The 17,836-nt window shown below is 55.0% G+C and carries 16 protein-coding genes and 1 pseudogene; 12 read left to right on the top strand and 5 right to left on the bottom strand.

Features of this window, described 5'->3' with window-relative positions; all coding sequences use genetic code 11:
• Positions 1–491: 491 nt before the first annotated feature.
• The 4 genes from AC1V0D_RS14955 (at position 492) to AC1V0D_RS14940 (ending at position 3,518) form a co-directional block, all read left to right on the top strand.
• Positions 492–1,043, top strand: coding sequence for an RNA 2'-phosphotransferase (locus AC1V0D_RS14955; RefSeq protein WP_482907678.1), 552 nt, complete (start codon positions 492–494; stop codon positions 1,041–1,043).
• Between the two features lie 279 nt (positions 1,044–1,322).
• Entirely contained in the window at positions 1,323–2,129 is an 807-nt protein-coding gene (locus AC1V0D_RS14950) for a DcrB-related protein (RefSeq protein WP_046102947.1), read from the top strand.
• Complete coding sequence (locus AC1V0D_RS14945) at positions 2,126–3,289, top strand: PAAR domain-containing protein (protein WP_471803782.1); 1,164 nt, start codon at positions 2,126–2,128, stop codon at positions 3,287–3,289. Before AC1V0D_RS14950 ends, AC1V0D_RS14945 begins: the two co-directional genes overlap by 4 nt.
• Before the next feature lies 1 nt (position 3,290).
• Positions 3,291–3,518 (top strand): Imm74 family immunity protein, encoded by a 228-nt coding sequence (locus AC1V0D_RS14940; RefSeq protein WP_111207136.1) that lies wholly within the window; start codon positions 3,291–3,293, stop codon positions 3,516–3,518.
• Between the two features lie 372 nt (positions 3,519–3,890).
• Here AC1V0D_RS14940 and AC1V0D_RS14935 read toward each other — a convergent pair whose 3' ends face one another.
• On the bottom strand, positions 3,891–4,565 hold the full coding sequence (locus tag AC1V0D_RS14935) for a GntR family transcriptional regulator (RefSeq protein WP_426607132.1): 675 nt from the start codon (positions 4,563–4,565) through the stop codon (positions 3,891–3,893).
• 114 nt (positions 4,566–4,679) lie between these two features.
• On the opposite strand from AC1V0D_RS14935, the gene AC1V0D_RS14930 reads away from it, so the two are divergent.
• From AC1V0D_RS14930 to AC1V0D_RS14915, 4 genes are read left to right on the top strand one after another with little or no spacing between them, the layout of a single operon-like run.
• A complete protein-coding gene (locus tag AC1V0D_RS14930; RefSeq protein WP_482907677.1) occupies positions 4,680–5,360 on the top strand; it encodes a DUF2848 domain-containing protein in 681 nt (226 codons plus the stop codon).
• 11 nt (positions 5,361–5,371) lie between these two features.
• Positions 5,372–6,703 carry an amidase gene (locus AC1V0D_RS14925; protein WP_482907676.1) on the top strand — a complete coding sequence of 444 codons (1,332 nt, stop codon included), beginning with the start codon at positions 5,372–5,374 and terminating at the stop codon, positions 6,701–6,703.
• Entirely contained in the window at positions 6,703–7,338 is a 636-nt protein-coding gene (locus AC1V0D_RS14920; protein WP_482907675.1) for a hypothetical protein, read from the top strand. Before AC1V0D_RS14925 ends, AC1V0D_RS14920 begins: the two co-directional genes overlap by 1 nt.
• Positions 7,331–8,641: an MFS transporter gene (locus AC1V0D_RS14915; RefSeq protein WP_482907674.1), complete on the top strand. Its 1,311-nt coding sequence runs from the start codon at positions 7,331–7,333 to the stop codon at positions 8,639–8,641. The genes AC1V0D_RS14920 and AC1V0D_RS14915 overlap by 8 nt, the downstream gene beginning before the upstream one ends.
• Before the next feature lie 175 nt (positions 8,642–8,816).
• Here AC1V0D_RS14915 and AC1V0D_RS14910 read toward each other — a convergent pair.
• A pseudogene (locus AC1V0D_RS14910) lies at positions 8,817–9,029 on the bottom strand (VF530 family protein); the annotation flags it as partial.
• Between the two features lie 204 nt (positions 9,030–9,233).
• On the opposite strand from AC1V0D_RS14910, the gene AC1V0D_RS14905 reads away from it, so the two are divergent.
• Positions 9,234–10,538 carry an MFS transporter gene (locus AC1V0D_RS14905; RefSeq protein WP_482907673.1) on the top strand — a complete coding sequence of 435 codons (1,305 nt, stop codon included), beginning with the start codon at positions 9,234–9,236 and terminating at the stop codon, positions 10,536–10,538.
• 356 nt (positions 10,539–10,894) lie between these two features.
• On the opposite strand, the gene AC1V0D_RS14900 is transcribed toward AC1V0D_RS14905, so the two are convergent.
• The 3 genes from AC1V0D_RS14900 to AC1V0D_RS14890 form a co-directional block, all read right to left on the bottom strand.
• Positions 10,895–12,361, bottom strand: a complete 1,467-nt coding sequence (locus tag AC1V0D_RS14900; RefSeq protein ID WP_482907672.1) for a pyridoxal phosphate-dependent decarboxylase family protein — start codon at positions 12,359–12,361, stop codon at positions 10,895–10,897.
• A gap of 14 nt (positions 12,362–12,375) precedes the next feature.
• Positions 12,376–13,761, bottom strand: coding sequence for a diaminobutyrate--2-oxoglutarate transaminase (locus AC1V0D_RS14895; protein ID WP_009093017.1), 1,386 nt, complete (start codon positions 13,759–13,761; stop codon positions 12,376–12,378).
• Between the two features lie 474 nt (positions 13,762–14,235).
• Positions 14,236–14,811: a TetR/AcrR family transcriptional regulator gene (locus AC1V0D_RS14890; protein ID WP_058957823.1), complete on the bottom strand. Its 576-nt coding sequence runs from the start codon at positions 14,809–14,811 to the stop codon at positions 14,236–14,238.
• Positions 14,812–14,906: 95 nt separating this feature from the next.
• Between AC1V0D_RS14890 and AC1V0D_RS14885 the strand changes: the two genes are divergently transcribed.
• The 3 genes from AC1V0D_RS14885 (at position 14,907) to cspE (ending at position 17,789) form a co-directional block, all read left to right on the top strand.
• The gene (locus tag AC1V0D_RS14885) at positions 14,907–15,800 is read left to right on the top strand and encodes an ABC transporter six-transmembrane domain-containing protein (RefSeq protein WP_482907671.1); all 894 of its coding nucleotides are present in this window, start codon (positions 14,907–14,909) and stop codon (positions 15,798–15,800) included.
• 156 nt (positions 15,801–15,956) lie between these two features.
• The gene (locus tag AC1V0D_RS14880) at positions 15,957–17,153 is read left to right on the top strand and encodes an MFS transporter (RefSeq protein WP_140923454.1); all 1,197 of its coding nucleotides are present in this window, start codon (positions 15,957–15,959) and stop codon (positions 17,151–17,153) included.
• A gap of 423 nt (positions 17,154–17,576) precedes the next feature.
• Positions 17,577–17,789, top strand: a complete 213-nt coding sequence (gene cspE / locus AC1V0D_RS14875) for a transcription antiterminator/RNA stability regulator CspE (protein WP_003855207.1) — start codon at positions 17,577–17,579, stop codon at positions 17,787–17,789.
• Positions 17,790–17,836 lie beyond the last annotated feature (47 nt).

The following is a 17,836-nucleotide window of genomic DNA, read 5'->3' as shown; positions in this document are numbered from 1 at the left end:
TGTGAAAAGCCCGCGCGGGTCACCCTGCGCGGGCTTTTTTATTGCGTGCTGTTCAGTGCCTCAGGCTGACGGCTTGCCACGTCACGGATTCCCGGCAGGCGGGCAGTTGTGTTTAGTGTCAGGCAAAGAGGGTGTTTTAAGGCTTGTGGTGGTTTCAGGTGATGGATGTCTGATTTGAGCTAAGAGCAGAAATTACCCCAAACAATAATAGCTGTCGGCTGAAGCATTCGCCCTGCAAATTGAAAAAGTAATTGATACAAGTGAGGTAGTACAATAGATCTCGTATGAGATGCGTTATTACATACTGAGCAGCCAGACTATAAGTCATCACGATGGGTGCGAAAGTGAGGTAAAGTAACTGCAGAAAGGGTGCAACAGTGGCATTCATGGTGATAACGAATGTAGTCGTGCTCCGTTCACTTAGACTTGAACAGCTGCTCCCGGCTATTATAAAGGCTGTAATTAAATCTTAAAAATTATGCAGACTAATCATGAATAACAAGCAACTTAGCGAAATAAGCAAGTTCCTGAGTTATATCTTGCGCCATGAGCCTCACACTATCGGATTGCAACTCGATGCAGAAGGCTGGGCAGACATTAACTCTTTGATTACCGGCGCAGCGAATGAAGGTCATATACTTGATCTGGCACTGATTCAGACAATTGTGAATAGCAGTGATAAGAAACGGTTTACCCTCTCCGACGATGGTCAGCGTATACGTGCCGCCCAGGGGCACTCAGCACCAAACGTGAATCTCCAGCATAGAGAAAAAGAACCGCCAGAACTCCTCTACCATGGCACTGCAACACGCTTCATTGAATCTATTTTTCAGCAAGGATTGATTGCAGGCTCACGCCACCATGTGCATCTATCGCAGGAAACCCGGACGGCTATTGCTGTCGGACAACGCTACGGTAAACCAGTACTGCTGGAGATTGAATCCCAGCGAATGTACCAGCATGGATATAAATTTTTCCAGGCTGAAAACGGGGTTTGGTTAACCGAAACAGTTCCCATTAATTTTATTTCATTAAAAAGTTAATCACCTGGTAGTTCATTAGATACCTTCTCTGTTAGCAGTTATTGTTCAGCAATAATGATTATGTCGGCTTTTGCCATAGAGCGGACGATGTGCAGGCCAATGTCCGCTAAGAGCGAAAAGCGGACATTGATAACAGCCTTCTGTGTGAATTATCAGGTAGCAGGTCAGAAGGTGTAAAGAACACCTTTGCATTAGATCAAATTTAAATCAGTATCATCTAGGGATCATTTTATAAACGTTGATATTCTGGTCCGGACTCACGGACCGGAGAAGCTTTACATGTCTGAATATACCCTGCAGGACTGCAACATTACGGTGCCTGACGTATTTCGCGATCGCACCATGAACCTCTTTACCCTAAGCCATACGAATGCCAATGAATTCACCTTTGTGATTTCACGTGCAACCGCTGCTGCAGAAGACACGCTTCAGTCAGTATCCCAGAGACTGTCTTCCGAACTGCAGGCGACTTTGCAGGATCTCTCACTCAATCATGCCCGGCTCACTGAACTGAATGGCAGGCAGGCCCTGGAACTGTTTTACAGTTTCAAATCTGGCGAAAGAATCATCTTTCAGAAGCAGAGGGTGGTACTGACATCTGAAAATAATACGGGTAAAAAGCTGCTCTGTTTCATTGGCACCTGCCCGGATGCGTTTGACGATTACCATGGCCGTATCTATGACAACATCACGGACAGCATTACCTTTCCGGACGATGCACCAGATTCTACCGCAAGGGGGAGCCAGATCCCCGCCGACAGCCAGGAACTCTTCTTTAGCTTTGACCGTGATAGCCGCGAACTGAATGTGTTCCCTTCAATTTCTGACCTCTACTCATCGATTGATCTCAGCCGGGCCAGGAACGGCAACTATCTGTTCTTTGACGCTGTCGGTGAACCACTGATGTTGTCTCCGATACCTGATGGCGAGCATGCTGGCCGCTTTGCGCTGTGGGAGATGGCAGGTACCAGGAGACCTGGACTGATATCAAGTTTGCTTCTGGCCAGAACTGTCCGGGGTATTGACGGCCTTGATACCACTGAAGTCGTTGAGGCTTACCTCCGCCAGCGGATAAATGAAAAATGAGTGGTGCCGCTGAAGCTTTTTCCGCTGCACGCGTGGGGGACGGCATAGAACACTCCGCCTCTAAAGGCTGGCTGGTGCTCGGTCTGATAGGCGGGGCCATTGCCGGTGCGGCGTTCACGCTGGCCACGGGGGGCGTCGGAACAGTAGTCCTGGCCGCGACGGTCGCAGGCGCAGCTGGCGGCGGCGGACTGGGAGAAGTTCTCGGCAGTATGTCATGGGCACCCCACCACGAAACCGGCCATCTGGTTACTGGTTCATCAAACGTATTCATCAACGGAAGACCGGCGGTGATGTCGCATATGTCTGTAGGTGACTGTGACGAGCATGGCCCGGCTTTACAGCGGGTGGCAGAAGGATCTTCACGCGTCTGTATCAACGGACTACCCGCTGCCAGGATGGGGGACCGCCTGACTTGCAGTGGGGTCATCAGCGGCGGATCTACTAACGTCATTATTGGTGGCATTAAAGAGCAGACTGACGTAATCAGTCCTGAAATTCCTGACTGGGTGGACAGAGTACTGCTGGGCGTGGGCCTTGCGGCCACGACCGTTCTGGCAGGACCGGCGATAGCCCTGCTGGGTTTTGCGGGAGGTCTTGGTGGAGGTTATGGCGGCGCTTACATAGGCGGGAAATTATGGGGAGAAGGCTCTGACGGTCAGAAGTGGCTTTCATTAGGCGGTGCGTTTGCAGGCGGCCTTGCAGGTGCAAAAGGAGGCGCAGCCTTTAATGCGTGGCGTAACACGCCTAAGAGCCTCATCAACCTTAAAGAAATAGAACCCCAACTGGCCACTGATCCGGACAGTGCCTTTTTCTGGTCAGGACGTACTGAAGGTGTCGGCGGTCCTGACGTCGCAGAAGCCATCGCGAAGTCCCGGGGCGGTGTCACGCTCGAATCCATAATCAAAGATAAAAATATTAAAATGCCTGAATGGGATTTCGATAACCCGCAGAGCATCAAGGCCTGGGAGGATGTCTCCGCGTCTTATGCAAAACAGGTCTCTGGAGAAGTCAGGGCCGTAGTGGGGCAGTCCCTGCGTGAAGGTAATATATGGGAAAACGTTGAGTTACCGCGCCTGATGGGCAATGATAATGTCACGAAAATCAGTACAATCGATCCGATATCACAGACGGAAAAAGTCATTTTTGTAAGGGATAACTGATATGAAAATTACAGGCACAAGTTCATATGTGATGCTTGATATCGAGGGCAAAAAAATCAGGGCAGAAGGTGAAATGGTCGTGGGTGGTTTTGTGGCTGAAAAAAGCACCATGAAACAGTTTGAACCCCCCTATGAAAGTGAACCTGTGACTGATGCTGTTCGCCAGCATTATATTGATGAAGCAGTCAAAAAAACCCAGGGATCTCATATGGTCCTGAAATTTGTTTAAATCTGTACGGTGAAGGTAGCCTGCTAATTACTTTCACATATTACTTCCGCCACAGTATTGAGACAGGTGGTGAGGGAGGATAAGCCCTTTTGACCAGCCCTCCGTAAACTAACATACCATGTTGCAAGCAATGTCCGCTTCTGGCCCATAGCGGACATGCCCCCGCTTCAACGCGATTGCCCCAGGCTAAACAGCGAACCGGCAACACTCCCCACTGGGCATATCATGCTCCCGAGCGCCGCTGCCGCCCTGAAAACGGTATCAGCCGTCAGCTATCATTAGCGCGCCGCCCGCAGCAACCGGGTCTTGCATAAACTGAAATTGATCAGGTGCTGTTAAAAAGGGGACTTGTGACGGCACGCGGTCTGGCCTTTAAGCGGAAAGTAAGGCGCGCTTAAATGAGAAAATATGCGCACGTGCGGCTTCGGCTGCACGTTGCGTGTCCCCTGATTCCAGCGCGGCAATGATTTCATTATGCTCAGCGATCACTTCATCCATATGCGCCACGTTGGAAAGGGTGGTGGCCCAGAAGCGCTGCGCTTGTGCATGAATCACGCTAAGGATATCGGCAAGATGGCGATTACCGGCAATCTCGGCCAGGACCTGATGAAACTCGCGATCCAGCAGCATCATCTGTTCGCGGCTGCGTAACTGGCTCGCCTCATCAATTTGCTGATTAAGATGACGCAGACGCTCAAGCTGCGCCTCCGTCACCTTCTGGCTGCCAAGCTCAACACAGAGCGTTTCATTTACCAGCCGTACTTCAATCAACTCCAGTGCATCATCAATCGATAATGGCGCCACCATGACACCTTTACGCGGGATAATTTGCAGTAAACCTTCGGTTGCGAGGCGATGGACCGCCTGATTAACCGGTGTGCGGCCTATCGCCAGATCATCCATCACCTGAGCGGTATTAAGGTATTCACCAGGTTTGTAACGCAACGTAATGAGCTTGTGCCTGAAAGCCAGATAGGCTTGTTCATTAAGAGAAAGGCTTTTATCTGCACTGCCTGGGTTCACATTTTCCGCCACTGATTCACTCATCACCACGTTCCTTTTTTTACCTGTAAGACATCTTACACAAAAATCTGGCATGAAAATCGCTAGTTTAAAATTACTGTGAAATTTCACTGTGATTTTTCAATCGGAGGTTTTCTCATGCAGTTGCGATTCTCTACGGGCGACAAAGCCGCGACCACACTGAACGTAGACATTACGCATTTCATTATTGCTGGCTGGGCCGGCCGCGATAAGGAAGCCGTGTTGCACCATATTCGTGAATTAGAAGCCCTCGGCGTGCCCGCACCCGGTGCAGTTCCGCTTTTTTACCGGGTTGCGGTTAATCAGCTCAGCCAGCAATCAGAGCTTGAAGTGGTAGGCGAGCAGACCTCCGGCGAAGCCGAACCCTTCGTTTTCTCGCATCGCGGCGAATTGTGGGTGTCCCTCACGTCTGATCATACCGACCGCCATCTGGAAACCTTCAGCGTTGCGCTCTCTAAGCAGGCGTGTATCAAGCCGGTTGCCAGCGCCGCATGGCGCATGAGCGACGTTACCGAACACTGGGATGTGCTTGAACTCAGCTCATGGATTAAAGAGCAGGGTAAATGGGTCATCTATCAGCAGGGCACGCTGGCCTCTCTGCTGACACCACAGGATTTGCTCGCTCGCTATTTTGCTGGCGGTGTCGTGGAAGAGGGCGTTGCTATGTCCTGCGGCACGCTGGGCGCCATTGGCGGCATCCGGCCATCCAGCCAGTTCCGCATGGCGCTGCACGACCCGGTGCTTAATCGCACGCTGGAACACACTTACACCACCGGCGAGCTGCCGGTGGTGGCATGAGGAGAGCGCCGATGACCACACTCTGGCAAGCCAGTCAGCAGTTGCAGAGCGGCGATGCTCTGCCCGAAGCCTTTACTGAATCCGCGTTGCAGGCCGCGCAGGATCCTGAACAACAGGGGGCACTGGTGTTCACGCAACGCTACGCCGCGTCTTGTAGCGCGGCAAACGCCCGCTGGCAGGCAAAGCAGGCGCTAAGTCCCATCGATGGACTGCCAGTCAGCATTAAAGATCTGTTCGATGTCGAGGGAGAGGCGACCACGGCCGGGTCACGCTTACTGGCCGATGCGCCCGTGGCGGCTGCCAATGCCAGCGTCGTCGATAAGCTACTGCTGGCGGGCGCCGCCATCGTCGGTAAAACCACGATGACGGAGTTCGCTTTTTCCGGCTTAGGCATCAATCCCCATTACGGCACGCCAGTCAATCCGTGGCAGCGCGAACAGCAGCGTATCCCCGGCGGATCGTCCTCTGGCGCGGCCGTTGCGATTGCTGAGGGCATGTGTCTGGCTGCCGTTGGCACCGATACCGGCGGTTCAGTGCGGATCCCTGCTGCACTCTGTGGCCTGACCGGCTTCAAACCCACGGCAAAACGCATCAACCAGCGAGGAACGTTACCGCTTTCGACCTCTCTCGACAGCATCGGGGTGATCGCGGACGACGTGCGCAGCTGCTGGCTGCTGGATAGCGTCATTGCCGATCGGCCGCTGGCGTTACAGTCGCTGGATCTGCGAAACGCGCGCTTTGCCGTGCCACAAACGCGCGTACTGGATGGTCTGGATCAGCATGTGGCGCAGGCCTGGCAGCATGCCATCACGCTTCTGAAGCAGGCGGGTGCGACGGTTACCGACATCACGTTGCCTGAGCTGGATGAGCTGAATGCTATGAATGCGCGTGGCGGCATTACGGCTTATGAAGCCTGGCAATGGCATAAAAAAAGCGCGCAGGCACACCCTGAAGCTTACGATCCCCAGGTGCTGGTGCGTATCCAGCGCGGCAGCCATCTCACCGTGCAGGATGCCACCGAGCTTTACCAGCAGCGTGCTGCATGGCAACAGCACATCAACGCAGCGCTAGGGGATTTTGATGCGTTACTCATGCCAACCGTTCCGCTTGTCGCGCCCACTATCGCGTCACTCAGTGATGCGCAGCGCTTTATGGATATCAACGCGCTGATGCTGCGCAACCCCAGCATTATCAACATGCTGGACGGCTGTGCGCTCTCTTTACCCTGCCACCGACCGGGCACTGCTCCGGTTGGCCTGAGCCTTGCTTCGATTCATGGTGATGACGCCCGCTTAATCAGCTGGTCGCTTGCCGTGGAAACTGCCCTTAACCGGAGATCCTGATGATGACTCAACCCCACGGCATGCTGTATGTCGCCACCAACATTGGCGCTGAAGATGAGGCTGACTTTAACCAGTGGTATGACCATGAACACGTAGAGGAGCGTGTAGCCATTACGGGATTCCTGAGCGGTACACGCTATCAGGCAGTTAACGCTGAGTATCAATATCTCGGTTTATATGAAACCGACTCGCTGGACGCCTTTACCAGCGCCGATTATCACGCCGCATTCACGCACCAGACGGCATGGTCGGTACAGAATCTGCAAAAAATGGTTAACCCCATGCGCCGGGTGAGCACGGTCGTGCACAAGCATGGCAAAGGCACGGGCAATCAGTTAGCGGTGTTGACGCTGCAGGCGATCGATGGCAGTGCGCTAAGCGCCTGGCAGCAGCAAATAAGCCAGACGCCGGGCTACATCTCCTCCTGCGTGCTGATGCCAGACAGCGTCCTGAGTTCGCCGCTACCGAAGGAAAGCCAGGAACAGCGGAAAATGCAGCCGATGCTGCTGATTCATTGCAGCGATGCACGGAGCTGCGATCGCCTCGCTGCGGCCGCGGCACAGGTGTTTGCGGGAGAGATACAGCGTTATGCCCTCAACTGGCAGTTAACACAACAGGAGCTGACCCATGGCTGATACCGATTCTCTGCAACATGCAGCAGGCGCCGTGCGCACCAAATCGAAGACCGGGCGTCTGGCTGCTGCCAGTTCGATTGGCACCGCGCTTGAGTGGTACGACTTTACCGTTTACAACATTATGGCCGCGCTGGTGTTTAACCATATCTTTTTCCCCAGCTTCGATCCGCTGGTCGGCACCATTCTGGCGTTTTCAACGTATGCGGTAGGCTATATTTCACGTCCGCTGGGGGGCTTTGTGTTCGGCCACCTTGGCGATGTCGCGGGGCGTAAAGCGGTGTTGATCATCACGCTGGTGATAATGGGCGTGACCACGGCGCTAATGGGCCTCCTGCCGGGCTATGCCGTCTGGGGCATCTGGAGTCCGGTTCTGTTAGTCGCACTGAGGTTTGTGCAGGGCATCGCGCTGGGCGGCGAATGGGCAGGGGCCGTATTGTTATCGATGGAGCATGGCGACGCGAATAAACGCGGGCGTAACGCCTCCTTTGCGCAGGTTGGTCCATCCTGCGGCACGCTGATCGGCACGGGCTTTATTACGCTGGTTACGGTGATGATGAGCGCCGATCAGTTTCAGGCGTGGGGCTGGCGCATTCCGTTCCTGCTAAGCCTGGTACTGGTCATATTTGGTCTGTGGCTGCGGCGCGGTGTGGAAGAGACACCCACCTTTGTCGCTATGCAGGAACAGGAGAAAACCACGCACACCCCGTTAAAAGAGGTTTTCGTAAACTATCCGAAACAGCTATTTATTGCCGGAGGATCGCGTATCGGCTCTGATGTCCTTTACGCGCTGGTGGTCGTTTTTACGCTGACCTACGTCACCACCGTGCTGCAATTACCGCGTCCCCTGGCGTTGATGGCTACAATGCTGGGCGCAATAGCTAACGCGATTACGGTGCCGATGTTTGGCGCACTTTCAGACAGGTGGGGACGACGCCCGGTTTACATTACCGGCGCACTGCTGGCGGTTGTATGGTCATTTCTGTTCTTTGTGCTGCTTGATAGCGCGCATCCGGTGTTGATCGTGCTGGCAGTGATTGGCGGTTTGCTGATCCATGCGATGATGTACGGGCCGCAGGCCGCGTTTGTCACTGAACAGTTTCCGGGACATGTGCGTTACGCGGGTTCATCCCTGGCCTATACCCTGGCGGGCATTGTCGGCGGGGGCTTTGCGCCCCTGATCATCACCACGTTATTTAAAGAAATGGGCAGCACGCTGTGGGTCTCTTTGTACGTCAGTCTGGCACTGGCGATTACGCTATTCGCGTTGTGGAAAGCCAGAGAAACTGCTCATCGTCAGGATTAAGATTGTCAGGGCGAAGGATTGCCCTTGTCCCGGCTATCGCTGAAAGCGATGCTGCGCATAATGTTCACCCGCGGGCTTGTTCATGCCGGGATGTGCAGCATCAGTAACAACAGAGGATAAGCTCAGACTTACCCCGGTTCTGCTTCAGAGAGACAAGTGTGCCGCGTTACGCTTTTAGCGAGGCGAGATAGAGCGCTTCCACTTCCGCCCGCGCCCAGGGGGTGCGTCGCAGAAACTTCAGGCTAGATTTCACGCTGGGATCGTTTTTAAAGCAGTTGATGTTGACCCGATTTCCCAGTTCCGCCCAGCCATACTTCGCGACTAAATGGTTGATCTGCATCTCCAGGGTGACGCCGTGCAGAGGATCTTTTGAGGTGTGCGCGTTCATTATCTTTTCGCCTGATTCAGTCAATGGCGCACATCCTGACAACGGTAAAGCGGATGTGCAAGGGCTGAGGATGAAAAAGGTCTGTCACACCGTGCTATCGCCCTTTTTCTGTGTTCGCGCTAACGTGACGGGCAGAAGCGTGCGCAGCCGGGCAGCGATTGTGCTAATCATAAGCGACCCATGATTGAGTGAGGATCGCCTGCCATGTCCGCTTCCGATACTGATCTGCTCAGCTCCCCCCGCCGCAAACGTGCCCTGATTGCCGGTTCGGTCGGAAATTTCATTGAATGGTATGAGTTTGCCGTTTATGGCTTTCTGGCTACCCTGATTGCGGAGAACTTCTTCCGGCTTCAGGGCGAATCCGCGCTGACCGGTATCCTGCTGACCTACGCCTCTTTTGCCATCACCTTTTTCTTCCGTCCACTTGGCGCCGTACTGTTTGGCCGGATGGGCGACAGGATTGGGCGCAAGCCCACCCTGATTTTTGTGCTGATCATGATGACGCTGGCCACCGCGGCTATCGGCCTGGTGCCGACCTATGCCCAGCTGGGCGTGCTGGCTCCCCTGATCGTTACCGGGCTGCGTATTCTGCAGGGGCTGTTTGCCGGAGGCGAGTATGGCGGGGCGGTGTCGCTGATGACCGAATTTGCTCCGCCCGGCAGGCGTGGCCTGTATGGTGCCTGGCAATCCTTTACCGTTGCGCTGGGATTGCTGGCGGGTGCAGCGATCGTTGCGCTGCTTTCGCGGCTGCTGACGCCGGAAGAGATGCTGAGTTGGGGATGGCGGATTCCGTTCTTTATTGCCCTGCCGCTGGGGGGCATCGCGCTCTGGCTGCGGGCTGGCATGGAGGAGACCCCGGCGTTTATCCGGCAGCAGGCGCAGCCCCGCGAAAAAGTGACCGCCAGCCTGAGTGACACCCTGAAAACGATTCTGCTCGGCATCTGCCGGCTGATGGTGTGGTCGGCGGCCGGGTACACCTGGCTGGTGATCATGCCGACCTACCTGCAGGCCTCACTGCACACCGGCTTTAATGAGGCGCTGCTGATTGCGGTGATTTCGAACCTCGGTTTTGCCGTCACGATTATTCCGGCGGGAATGCTGAGCGACAGGATAGGCCGCCGGACGGTGATGGTCTCGGCGGCGATCCTGCTGCTGGTGCTCTCTCTGCCGTTGCTCAACCTGTTGCAGGCTGAGAACACCGCAACCGGGCTGAAAGGGCTGGTGGTCTTTATCGCAGGGGGTGTGGTGGGCCTGCTGGCCGGGCCGGGACCGGCGATGCTGTCAGAGATGTTTCCGACGCGGGTGCGCTACACCGGTCTGGGCCTGGCCTATTCACTCTCTAACGCGCTCTTCTCCGGCTGTGCCGGTCTGATCATCACCGGGCTGATTAAAGAGACGGGCAATCCCGATATTCCCGCCTGGTATGTCATGGCGACCGCACTGGTCAGTATTGTGGCGCTGATGACGCTGAACAAAGACGATCATGAGCGAGCGCTGGATGAGGGGTGACCGCAGGCTCAGCGCCCGGAGGGGGCATTCAGGCTGAAAATCTGATCGCGGTTGTGAACCTTGGTCCCGTGACTATCGGCGATCAGGATGATGGCGGCCATCGCTAACGCCAGAAGGAGGATGAAAATTTTACGCATGATAGTAAATGTATATTCCTGACAGTTCAGTGAGGTCTGATACCGGGGCCGTAACGGCTGGCCATCTCGGCTTTAATTACAACACCCATAGAGAGTGCCTGATGGCGGGATCGCATTCTTTGATCCTGATACTGAAATGGCCGGAAAGCGGGAAAAGAGGGAAACAGCGGCATAAAAAAAGGGCGCCTTAAGGCGCCCTTCAGAGTTTTAGCAGAACTGTTAAACCAGCTGCTGAGCCGTGGTTTCTACCAGCGTCAGCAGGATTTTAATGTCTTCCAGCGTCACGGTCGGGTTGAGCAGCGTCATCTTCAGACAGGTCACGCCATCGTGCTCGGTCACGCCGACGTTAGCGCGGCCCGACTCCAGCAGGGCATCCCCGATACGCTGGTTCAGCAGCGCGATATCCGCGTCGCTGAGGTGCGCCAGATGCGCCGGACGGTAGCGGAACAGCACGCTCGCCAGCTGCGGCTTCATTACCAGCTCCAGCGCCGGCTGCGCATCCACATACGCTGCAACGTCCTGTGCCAGCGTCACACCGTGGTCGATGATGGCGGCATACTGTTTCTGACCCAGGGCTTCCAGACCCATCCACAGTTTCAGTGCATCAAAACGGCGGGTGGTCTGCAGGGATTTCGACACCAGATTCGGTACGCCCTGCGCTTCGTCAAACTCAGAGTTCAGATACGCAGCCTGGTAACGCATCAGCTCGTAGTGACGTGCTTCCTTCAGCAGGAAAGCGCCACAGCTGATGGTCTGGAAGAACTGCTTGTGGAAGTCCAGCGTAATGGAGTCCACCAGCTCAATGCCGTCCAGATAGTCGCGATACAGCTCGGAGAGCAGCAGTGCACCGCCCCACGCCGCATCCACGTGAACCCAGATGTTCTCTTCAGCCGCCAGCGTGGCAATTTCACGCAGCGGATCGATCGCACCGGCATCGGTGGTGCCTGCGGTGGCAACAATCGCCAGAATATGCTCGCCGTTGGCTTTAGCTGCGGCCAGCTTGCGACGCAGGTCATCCATATCCATGCGGGCAAAGCTATCGGTTTTCACCTGCGTGACGGACTGATAACCCAGACCCAGCAGCGCCATGTTCTTCTGAACGGAGAAGTGCGCATTTTCTGAACAGAAGACTTTCATCTTCTTCAGGTCACCGGTTAAGCCATCCTGCTGAACAGAATGACCCTGACGGGCATACCACGCGTCGCGCGCCAGCATCAGGCCCATCAGGTTGCTCTGGGTGCCGCCGCTGGTGAAGACACCGGCATCGCCCGGCTGATAACCCACCTGAGTACGCAGCCATTCGATCAGCTTCATCTCAATCAGGGTTGCAGAGGGCGCCTGATCCCAGGAGTCCATACTCTGGTTGGTGGCGTTGATCAGCACTTCCGCCGCCTGGCTGATCACCAGGCTAGGGCAGTGCAGGTGCGCCACACACTGTGGGTGATGCACCGACAGGCTGTCTTTCAGGAAGTACTCAATGGCACGTTCAATCGCAGCCTGGTTGCCCAGGCCGTCAGGATTGAAGTCCAGCGTAATACGCTCGCGCAGCTCTGCGACGGTTTTTCCCTGATACATCTCAGGTTGTTCCAGCCACTTAACGACCGCCGCGCTACTCTGGGCGATCGCCTGCTGGTAGGCCTCGGTACTCTGAGATGAGGCCGCCAGGATTGGGTTTAACCGGGACATTGCATTCACTCCACTTATACTGGTTTCACGCCAGCTGACAGCAGGGCGTTTTCAAATTTATCCATAAACACGTCAAGTTCAGCATCGGTGATCAGCAGGGAAGGCAGCAGGCGCAATACGCTACCGTGACGTCCGCCGCGCTCCAGGATCAGGCCGTTCTCGAAACATTTCTTCTGTACCAGCGCTGAGAGCTCGCCGTCAGCCGGGAAGCTGCCCATGTGATCAGCGGCTTCGTCAGGTTTCACCAGCTCGATACCGATCATCAGACCCAGGCCACGGACGTTGCCAATTACCGGGTAGCGCTGCTGCAGTTCGTTCAGTTTGCCTTTCAGCAGTTCGCCCTGTGCCGCGACTTTATCTGCGATGTTGTTCTCTTTCAGCAGTTTCAGCGTGGTCAGGCCGGTTGCCATCGCCAGCTGGTTTCCGCGGAAGGTGCCGGTGTGATGACCCGGTGACCAGGCATCGAACTCTTTCTTAATGCCCAGCACGGCCAGTGGCAGACCGCCACCCACAGCTTTGGACATCACGATGATGTCTGGCTCAATACCCGCGTGCTCGAAGGCGAAGAATTTACCGGTACGGGCAAAGCCTGCCTGAACTTCGTCGAGGATCAGCAGGATGCCGTGCTCCTGGGTGACTTTACGGATGCGCTGCAGCCATTCCGCCGGAGCCGGGTTCACGCCGCCTTCACCCTGAACGGCTTCCAGAATGACCGCCGCAGGTTTACGTACACCGCTCTCAACGTCGTTGATCAGGTTTTCGAAATAGTAGGTCAGCGCTTTCACGCCCGCTTCGCCGCCAATGCCCAGCGGGCAGCGGTAGAGGTGCGGATAAGGCATGAACTGAACTTCCGGCATCATGCCGTCAACGGCTTCTTTCGGTGACAGGTTACCGGTCACTGACAGCGCGCCATGGGTCATACCGTGGTAGGCACCGGAGAAGCTGATAACACCTGAACGGCCGGTGTGCTTTTTCGCCAGCTTCAGCGCCGCTTCCACGGCGTCGGCGCCGGACGGGCCGGTAAACTGCAGGCAGTAATCCTTGCCCTGGCCTGGTAACAGGGAGAGCAGGTACTCAGAAAACGCGTCTTTTAACGGCGTGGTTAAATCCAGAGTATGTAACGGCAAGCCGCTGGTAATGACATTTTGAATGCTCTGCAGAACGTCTGGGTGGTTATGGCCCAATGCCAGCGTTCCGGCACCCGCAAGACAATCAAGATACTGATTGTTCTCGACGTCGGTGATCCAGACACCCTGTGCTTTCGCAATCGCGAACGGCAATTTGCGCGGATAACTTCGAACGTTAGATTCAAATTCGGCCTGACGGGCTAAATAGGTCTCATTGGTTGCGTTTAATGTCTGTGCATTCGAACTGTCAATACGGACTTTATCCGTCATCATATCTCTCCTACAACCGCGACGGGAGTAACGTCTCAGTTGAATAAATGAATTAAAAAAGTCATGGGTATGTTTAAAGCGCGGCCAATATAGGGGTTTTTAAGGTCCGACTCAATGATTAATTTGATCAGAAAAAAAGTACTTCTTTGCTATAGTTATCAACCAGTTGTTGAGTTTGTGACCGCATGCTTTACTGCCGCTTCGCTAATGGTTAAATAATAAATGGCGAAAAAACACCGGCTTACAGCTCACAGCCTGTGCTAAGTCAATGATAATAATCTGTGTAAACAGCTGTTTCGGAGCCGAAACGCTATCAAAAAGGGCACTTTTCAGACAGAAAAAGCATAAGTCAGTTTAATTAGCGAAGCTGCATATATCCCGCTATAGATGTAATGACCAATTAAAATAATAAACCTTTTTTTAACATTTAATTAAAAACGTCCCGTTGCAGTTGGGTCAGTGCGCGGTTTATTCGCTTTATCCCAGCACACAATCTATAAACTGGTTTAAATCCGCCAGCGCTTCACGCGCCTTCGCTTCTGAGGGATTAACCGTCAGTAAGTCGGCATAACCGTTAAGCATGGCGCTGATCTGCCTGGCGGTGCGGGCGATATCGGCGCAGCGCAGTGTCCCGTCAGTGACGCCGTCACGGATAATCGTCTCCATCAGTTCCTGCCACTCTGCCGTCATCGTCTCTGCCAGCCCGGCATAGGGCTGATAGTGTGCTGCACTCTGCCAGAAGGAGGCATAAAGCTGCCAGGTGGCATCCGGTGCGGCGGGCAGATGGCTTTCAAAGAGGCGCAGCAGTTTCTGACGCGGCATGAGGCCGGACAGGGAATCTGCGAAGGCTTCATAATCCTGCCGCATGAAGCGCTCCAGTGCGGCCAGACAGAGGCTCTGCCAGTTACTGAAGTAGTGATAAATGTGGCTGCGTGAAATGCCCACCGACTCGGTCAGCTCGCGGGTGGTGACCTTTTCTATCCCTTTCTCAATAAATAATGCTATCGCGGCATCCAGGATTTTTGTCTTCAGTGCTTCTGCTGACGCTTTCATCATGACTCTCACATTGACTTTGAGCAAATGCTCAAATAGACTCTTTTTCATACTTGAGCAACCGCTCAAGGATAACACTATCAGAAACAGAAACGATGTCTTCCTCTAAACTTATCTTTCCCGTTACGGCTCCCCGCAGCGCTATTCTGACACTGAAAGCGCTCGGCCGTCGCCATCGCCGCAAGCTCTTCTTTACGCTGCTGCTGGTGGTCGCGGAAAATGTCATGTATCTGCTTTATCCGCTGCTGGCGGGCTTTGCTATCAATGCCATCCTCTCCGGCAGAACCTGGCAGGCGATACTCTATGCGGCGATGGTGTTTACTATGTGGGCGATTGGCGCAGCCCGGCGCAGCGTCGACACCCACACCTTTGCCCGCATCTATGCGGAGCTGGCGGTGCCAGTGATTGTGGCGCAGCGCAGCGAAAATCAGAGCGCGTCGACGATTGCGGCAAGGGTGGCGTTATCACGCGAGTTTGTCGATTTCTTTGAGAAGCATCTGCCGTTGCTGATTACCTCGCTGGCGTCGATGACCGGGGCGGCGGTGATGCTGCTGGCCATTGAGTTCTGGACTGGCGCAGGGTGCCTGGCGATCCTGCTGTTTTTCGCCTGTTTTCTGCCAGGCTTTAACCGCAAAAATGATGCGTTGTTTAATCGACTTAACAACCGGCTGGAGAAAGAGGTGAATTTCGTTACCCATGCGAACGCCGCTTCACTCAGCCGTCATTATGGGGTTTTAGCCAGCCTGCGTATCCGTCTCTCTAATCGGGAAGCCTGCGGTTATCTGGCCATCGGCAGCATGGCCGCGCTGCTGTTTGCTGGCACCATCGCGTTAATGGCGGGCCGGGGTGGCACCAGCGCGGGTCACATCTATTCGGTGATGACCTATATGTGGATGTTTGCCATGAGCCTCGATGATGGCCCTCAGCTGCTGGAGAAGTATTCCCAGCTGAAAGACATCGGCCGTCGGGTGAATACCGGCATGCCATAGTCGCCTGTGCGGATGGAATGTGCGCCAGATCACAAAATGGGTTGCCATAGGCGGCCTGACTTTTTATAGTCTGGCCGCTTCATCCGGACGGAACACGCTCTGCTTCCTTCCTCCGGCTCACTTCAGTTTTTCAGCTCAGGCCATTGGGAATCCATTTTGTTAAGAAAAGATCATAAAACCGACGATGCCGGTTTTGTCCGCTGGGCATTGCTGGCCCTTGCACTGGGCGGCTTCGGCATCGGAACCGGCGAATTCATCATGATGGGCCTGCTGCCGGACGTGTCGCGCTCGCTCGCCATCACCGAACCGCAGGCGGGCAACGCTATCGCCAGTTATGCGCTGGGGGTGGTGGTTGGCGCGCCATTTATTGCGGTGCTGGCGGCGCGGATGGCGCGTAAATCGCTGCTGCTCATCCTGATGGCACTGTTCAGTATCGGCAACGTCGCCAGCGCGATGGCCGACAGTTATCACGGCCTGATCGTGGCACGTTTTCTGACCGGCCTGCCGCACGGCGCTTACTTTGGAGTGGCCTCACTGGTCGCGGCGTCACTGGTGTCGCCGGCGCGACGGGGGCGTGCGCTGGCCTCGCTGATGCTGGGACTGACGGTGGCCACGCTGATCGGGGTGCCGCTCGGCTCCTGGATAGGTCAGCTGTTCAGCTGGCACGTGGTCTTCACCTTTGTCGGCGCGATTGGTCTGCTGACCTGTCTGCTGATTGGCCGCTATGTGCCTTATACACCTGGCGATACAGAGGCTCATCCGCTGCGTGAACTGGGTGCGCTGAAAAACGCGCAGGTGCTGCTGACTCTGCTGGTGGGCGCCGTCGGTTTTGGCGGCATGTTTGCGATCTTCAGCTATATCGCGCCGACGCTGATCAATATTGCGGGTATCTCTCCCTCGCTGATCCCGTGGGCGATGGTGGCGTTCGGGCTGGGGATGATCATCGGTAATCTGGTCGGTGGCCGTCTGGCGGACGGGCCGGTGCTGAACATTATCGGCTGGACACTGCTCTGGAACGTGCTGGTGATGCTGGCCTTCCCGGTGCTGGTCCAGCATGTGGCAACCGGCCTGCTGGCGACCTTCCTGATCGGTACCTGTTCAGTGCTGCTGCCATCACTGCAGATCCGCCTGATGGATGTTGCCAATGAGTCACAGACCCTGGCAGCCGCGATGAACCATTCGGCGCTGAATATCGCCAATGCGATGGGCGCCTATCTCGGTGGCCTGACGGTGTCGCTGGGTTATGGCTGGCTGTCAACGGCGTGGGTTGGCGTGGCGCTGGGGGTCGGCGGCCTGATGGTCTTTGTGATGACGGCGCGGCATGCCGCCCGCCAGCAGGCTGAACTGGCCTGATAGCCGCCGGGCAGGGCGCAGCGGCAGCCGGGGTTGTCGCTGCGTGGGGCTGGCTGAGACCCGAGGGAAACGGGGTGCAGCCAGCCTCAGAACCGGGTTGCGGCTTTAAAGATTCAGCGTTCGTTATCTTTTCCGCAATCCCGGAAATAAAAAAGGCCAGACAAATCAGTAAAGATGCCTGGCCGTCTGGATGTTAAAATTAAATTAAAATAATGTTTGCTAATGTCGGTCAGGCATGACTTAATAGCGTCATCGGTTTGGAACACAGACCTTATCAAAGCAGTTTTAGTCAAGCAGTCCTCAGTGCAAGCGATATCTCAAGATACCCCTTCTTCGTGAGTCTCCTCCTAAAATCCTGGTAAGTTTATTTCTGGAAGACAGGCCATCTCTGCCACCTTGTGGCTCATTATTAAGGAAGTATCGATGTCGAATAAAATGACTGGTTTAGTAAAATGGTTTGATGCGGGCAAAGGTTTTGGTTTTATCTCCCCGCAGGATGGCAGCAAAGATGTATTTGTTCATTTCTCTGCCATTCAGAGCAACGATTATAAAACCCTTGATGAAGGTCAGCAGGTCGAATTCACCATTGAAAACGGCGCGAAAGGCCCATCAGCGGCAAACGTTGTCCCGATGTAACGTCTGATGATCAATGCGGCTTACGATAGCGATGACGGCAACAGCCT

Source organism: Pantoea sp. PA1 (genome assembly GCF_056856975.1).
Note: the sequence above shows the minus strand (reverse complement) of the source record. Positions and strands in the feature narration are given on the sequence as shown.

Coding starts and splice junctions, on each gene's coding strand:
- AC1V0D_RS14930 (WP_482907677.1), top strand. CDS start 4,680: ATGCAGTTGCGATTCTCTACGGGCGACAAAGCCGCGACCACACTGAAC.
- AC1V0D_RS14955 (WP_482907678.1), top strand. CDS start 492: ATGAATAACAAGCAACTTAGCGAAATAAGCAAGTTCCTGAGTTATATC.
- AC1V0D_RS14895 (WP_009093017.1), bottom strand. CDS start 13,761: ATGATGACGGATAAAGTCCGTATTGACAGTTCGAATGCACAGACATTA.
- AC1V0D_RS14935 (WP_426607132.1), bottom strand. CDS start 4,565: ATGAGTGAATCAGTGGCGGAAAATGTGAACCCAGGCAGTGCAGATAAA.
- AC1V0D_RS14905 (WP_482907673.1), top strand. CDS start 9,234: ATGTCCGCTTCCGATACTGATCTGCTCAGCTCCCCCCGCCGCAAACGT.
- AC1V0D_RS14885 (WP_482907671.1), top strand. CDS start 14,907: ATGTCTTCCTCTAAACTTATCTTTCCCGTTACGGCTCCCCGCAGCGCT.
- AC1V0D_RS14920 (WP_482907675.1), top strand. CDS start 6,703: ATGATGACTCAACCCCACGGCATGCTGTATGTCGCCACCAACATTGGC.
- cspE (WP_003855207.1), top strand. CDS start 17,577: ATGTCGAATAAAATGACTGGTTTAGTAAAATGGTTTGATGCGGGCAAA.
- AC1V0D_RS14940 (WP_111207136.1), top strand. CDS start 3,291: ATGAAAATTACAGGCACAAGTTCATATGTGATGCTTGATATCGAGGGC.
- AC1V0D_RS14900 (WP_482907672.1), bottom strand. CDS start 12,361: ATGTCCCGGTTAAACCCAATCCTGGCGGCCTCATCTCAGAGTACCGAG.
- AC1V0D_RS14890 (WP_058957823.1), bottom strand. CDS start 14,811: ATGAAAGCGTCAGCAGAAGCACTGAAGACAAAAATCCTGGATGCCGCG.
- AC1V0D_RS14950 (WP_046102947.1), top strand. CDS start 1,323: ATGTCTGAATATACCCTGCAGGACTGCAACATTACGGTGCCTGACGTA.
- AC1V0D_RS14915 (WP_482907674.1), top strand. CDS start 7,331: ATGGCTGATACCGATTCTCTGCAACATGCAGCAGGCGCCGTGCGCACC.
- AC1V0D_RS14945 (WP_471803782.1), top strand. CDS start 2,126: ATGAGTGGTGCCGCTGAAGCTTTTTCCGCTGCACGCGTGGGGGACGGC.
- AC1V0D_RS14925 (WP_482907676.1), top strand. CDS start 5,372: ATGACCACACTCTGGCAAGCCAGTCAGCAGTTGCAGAGCGGCGATGCT.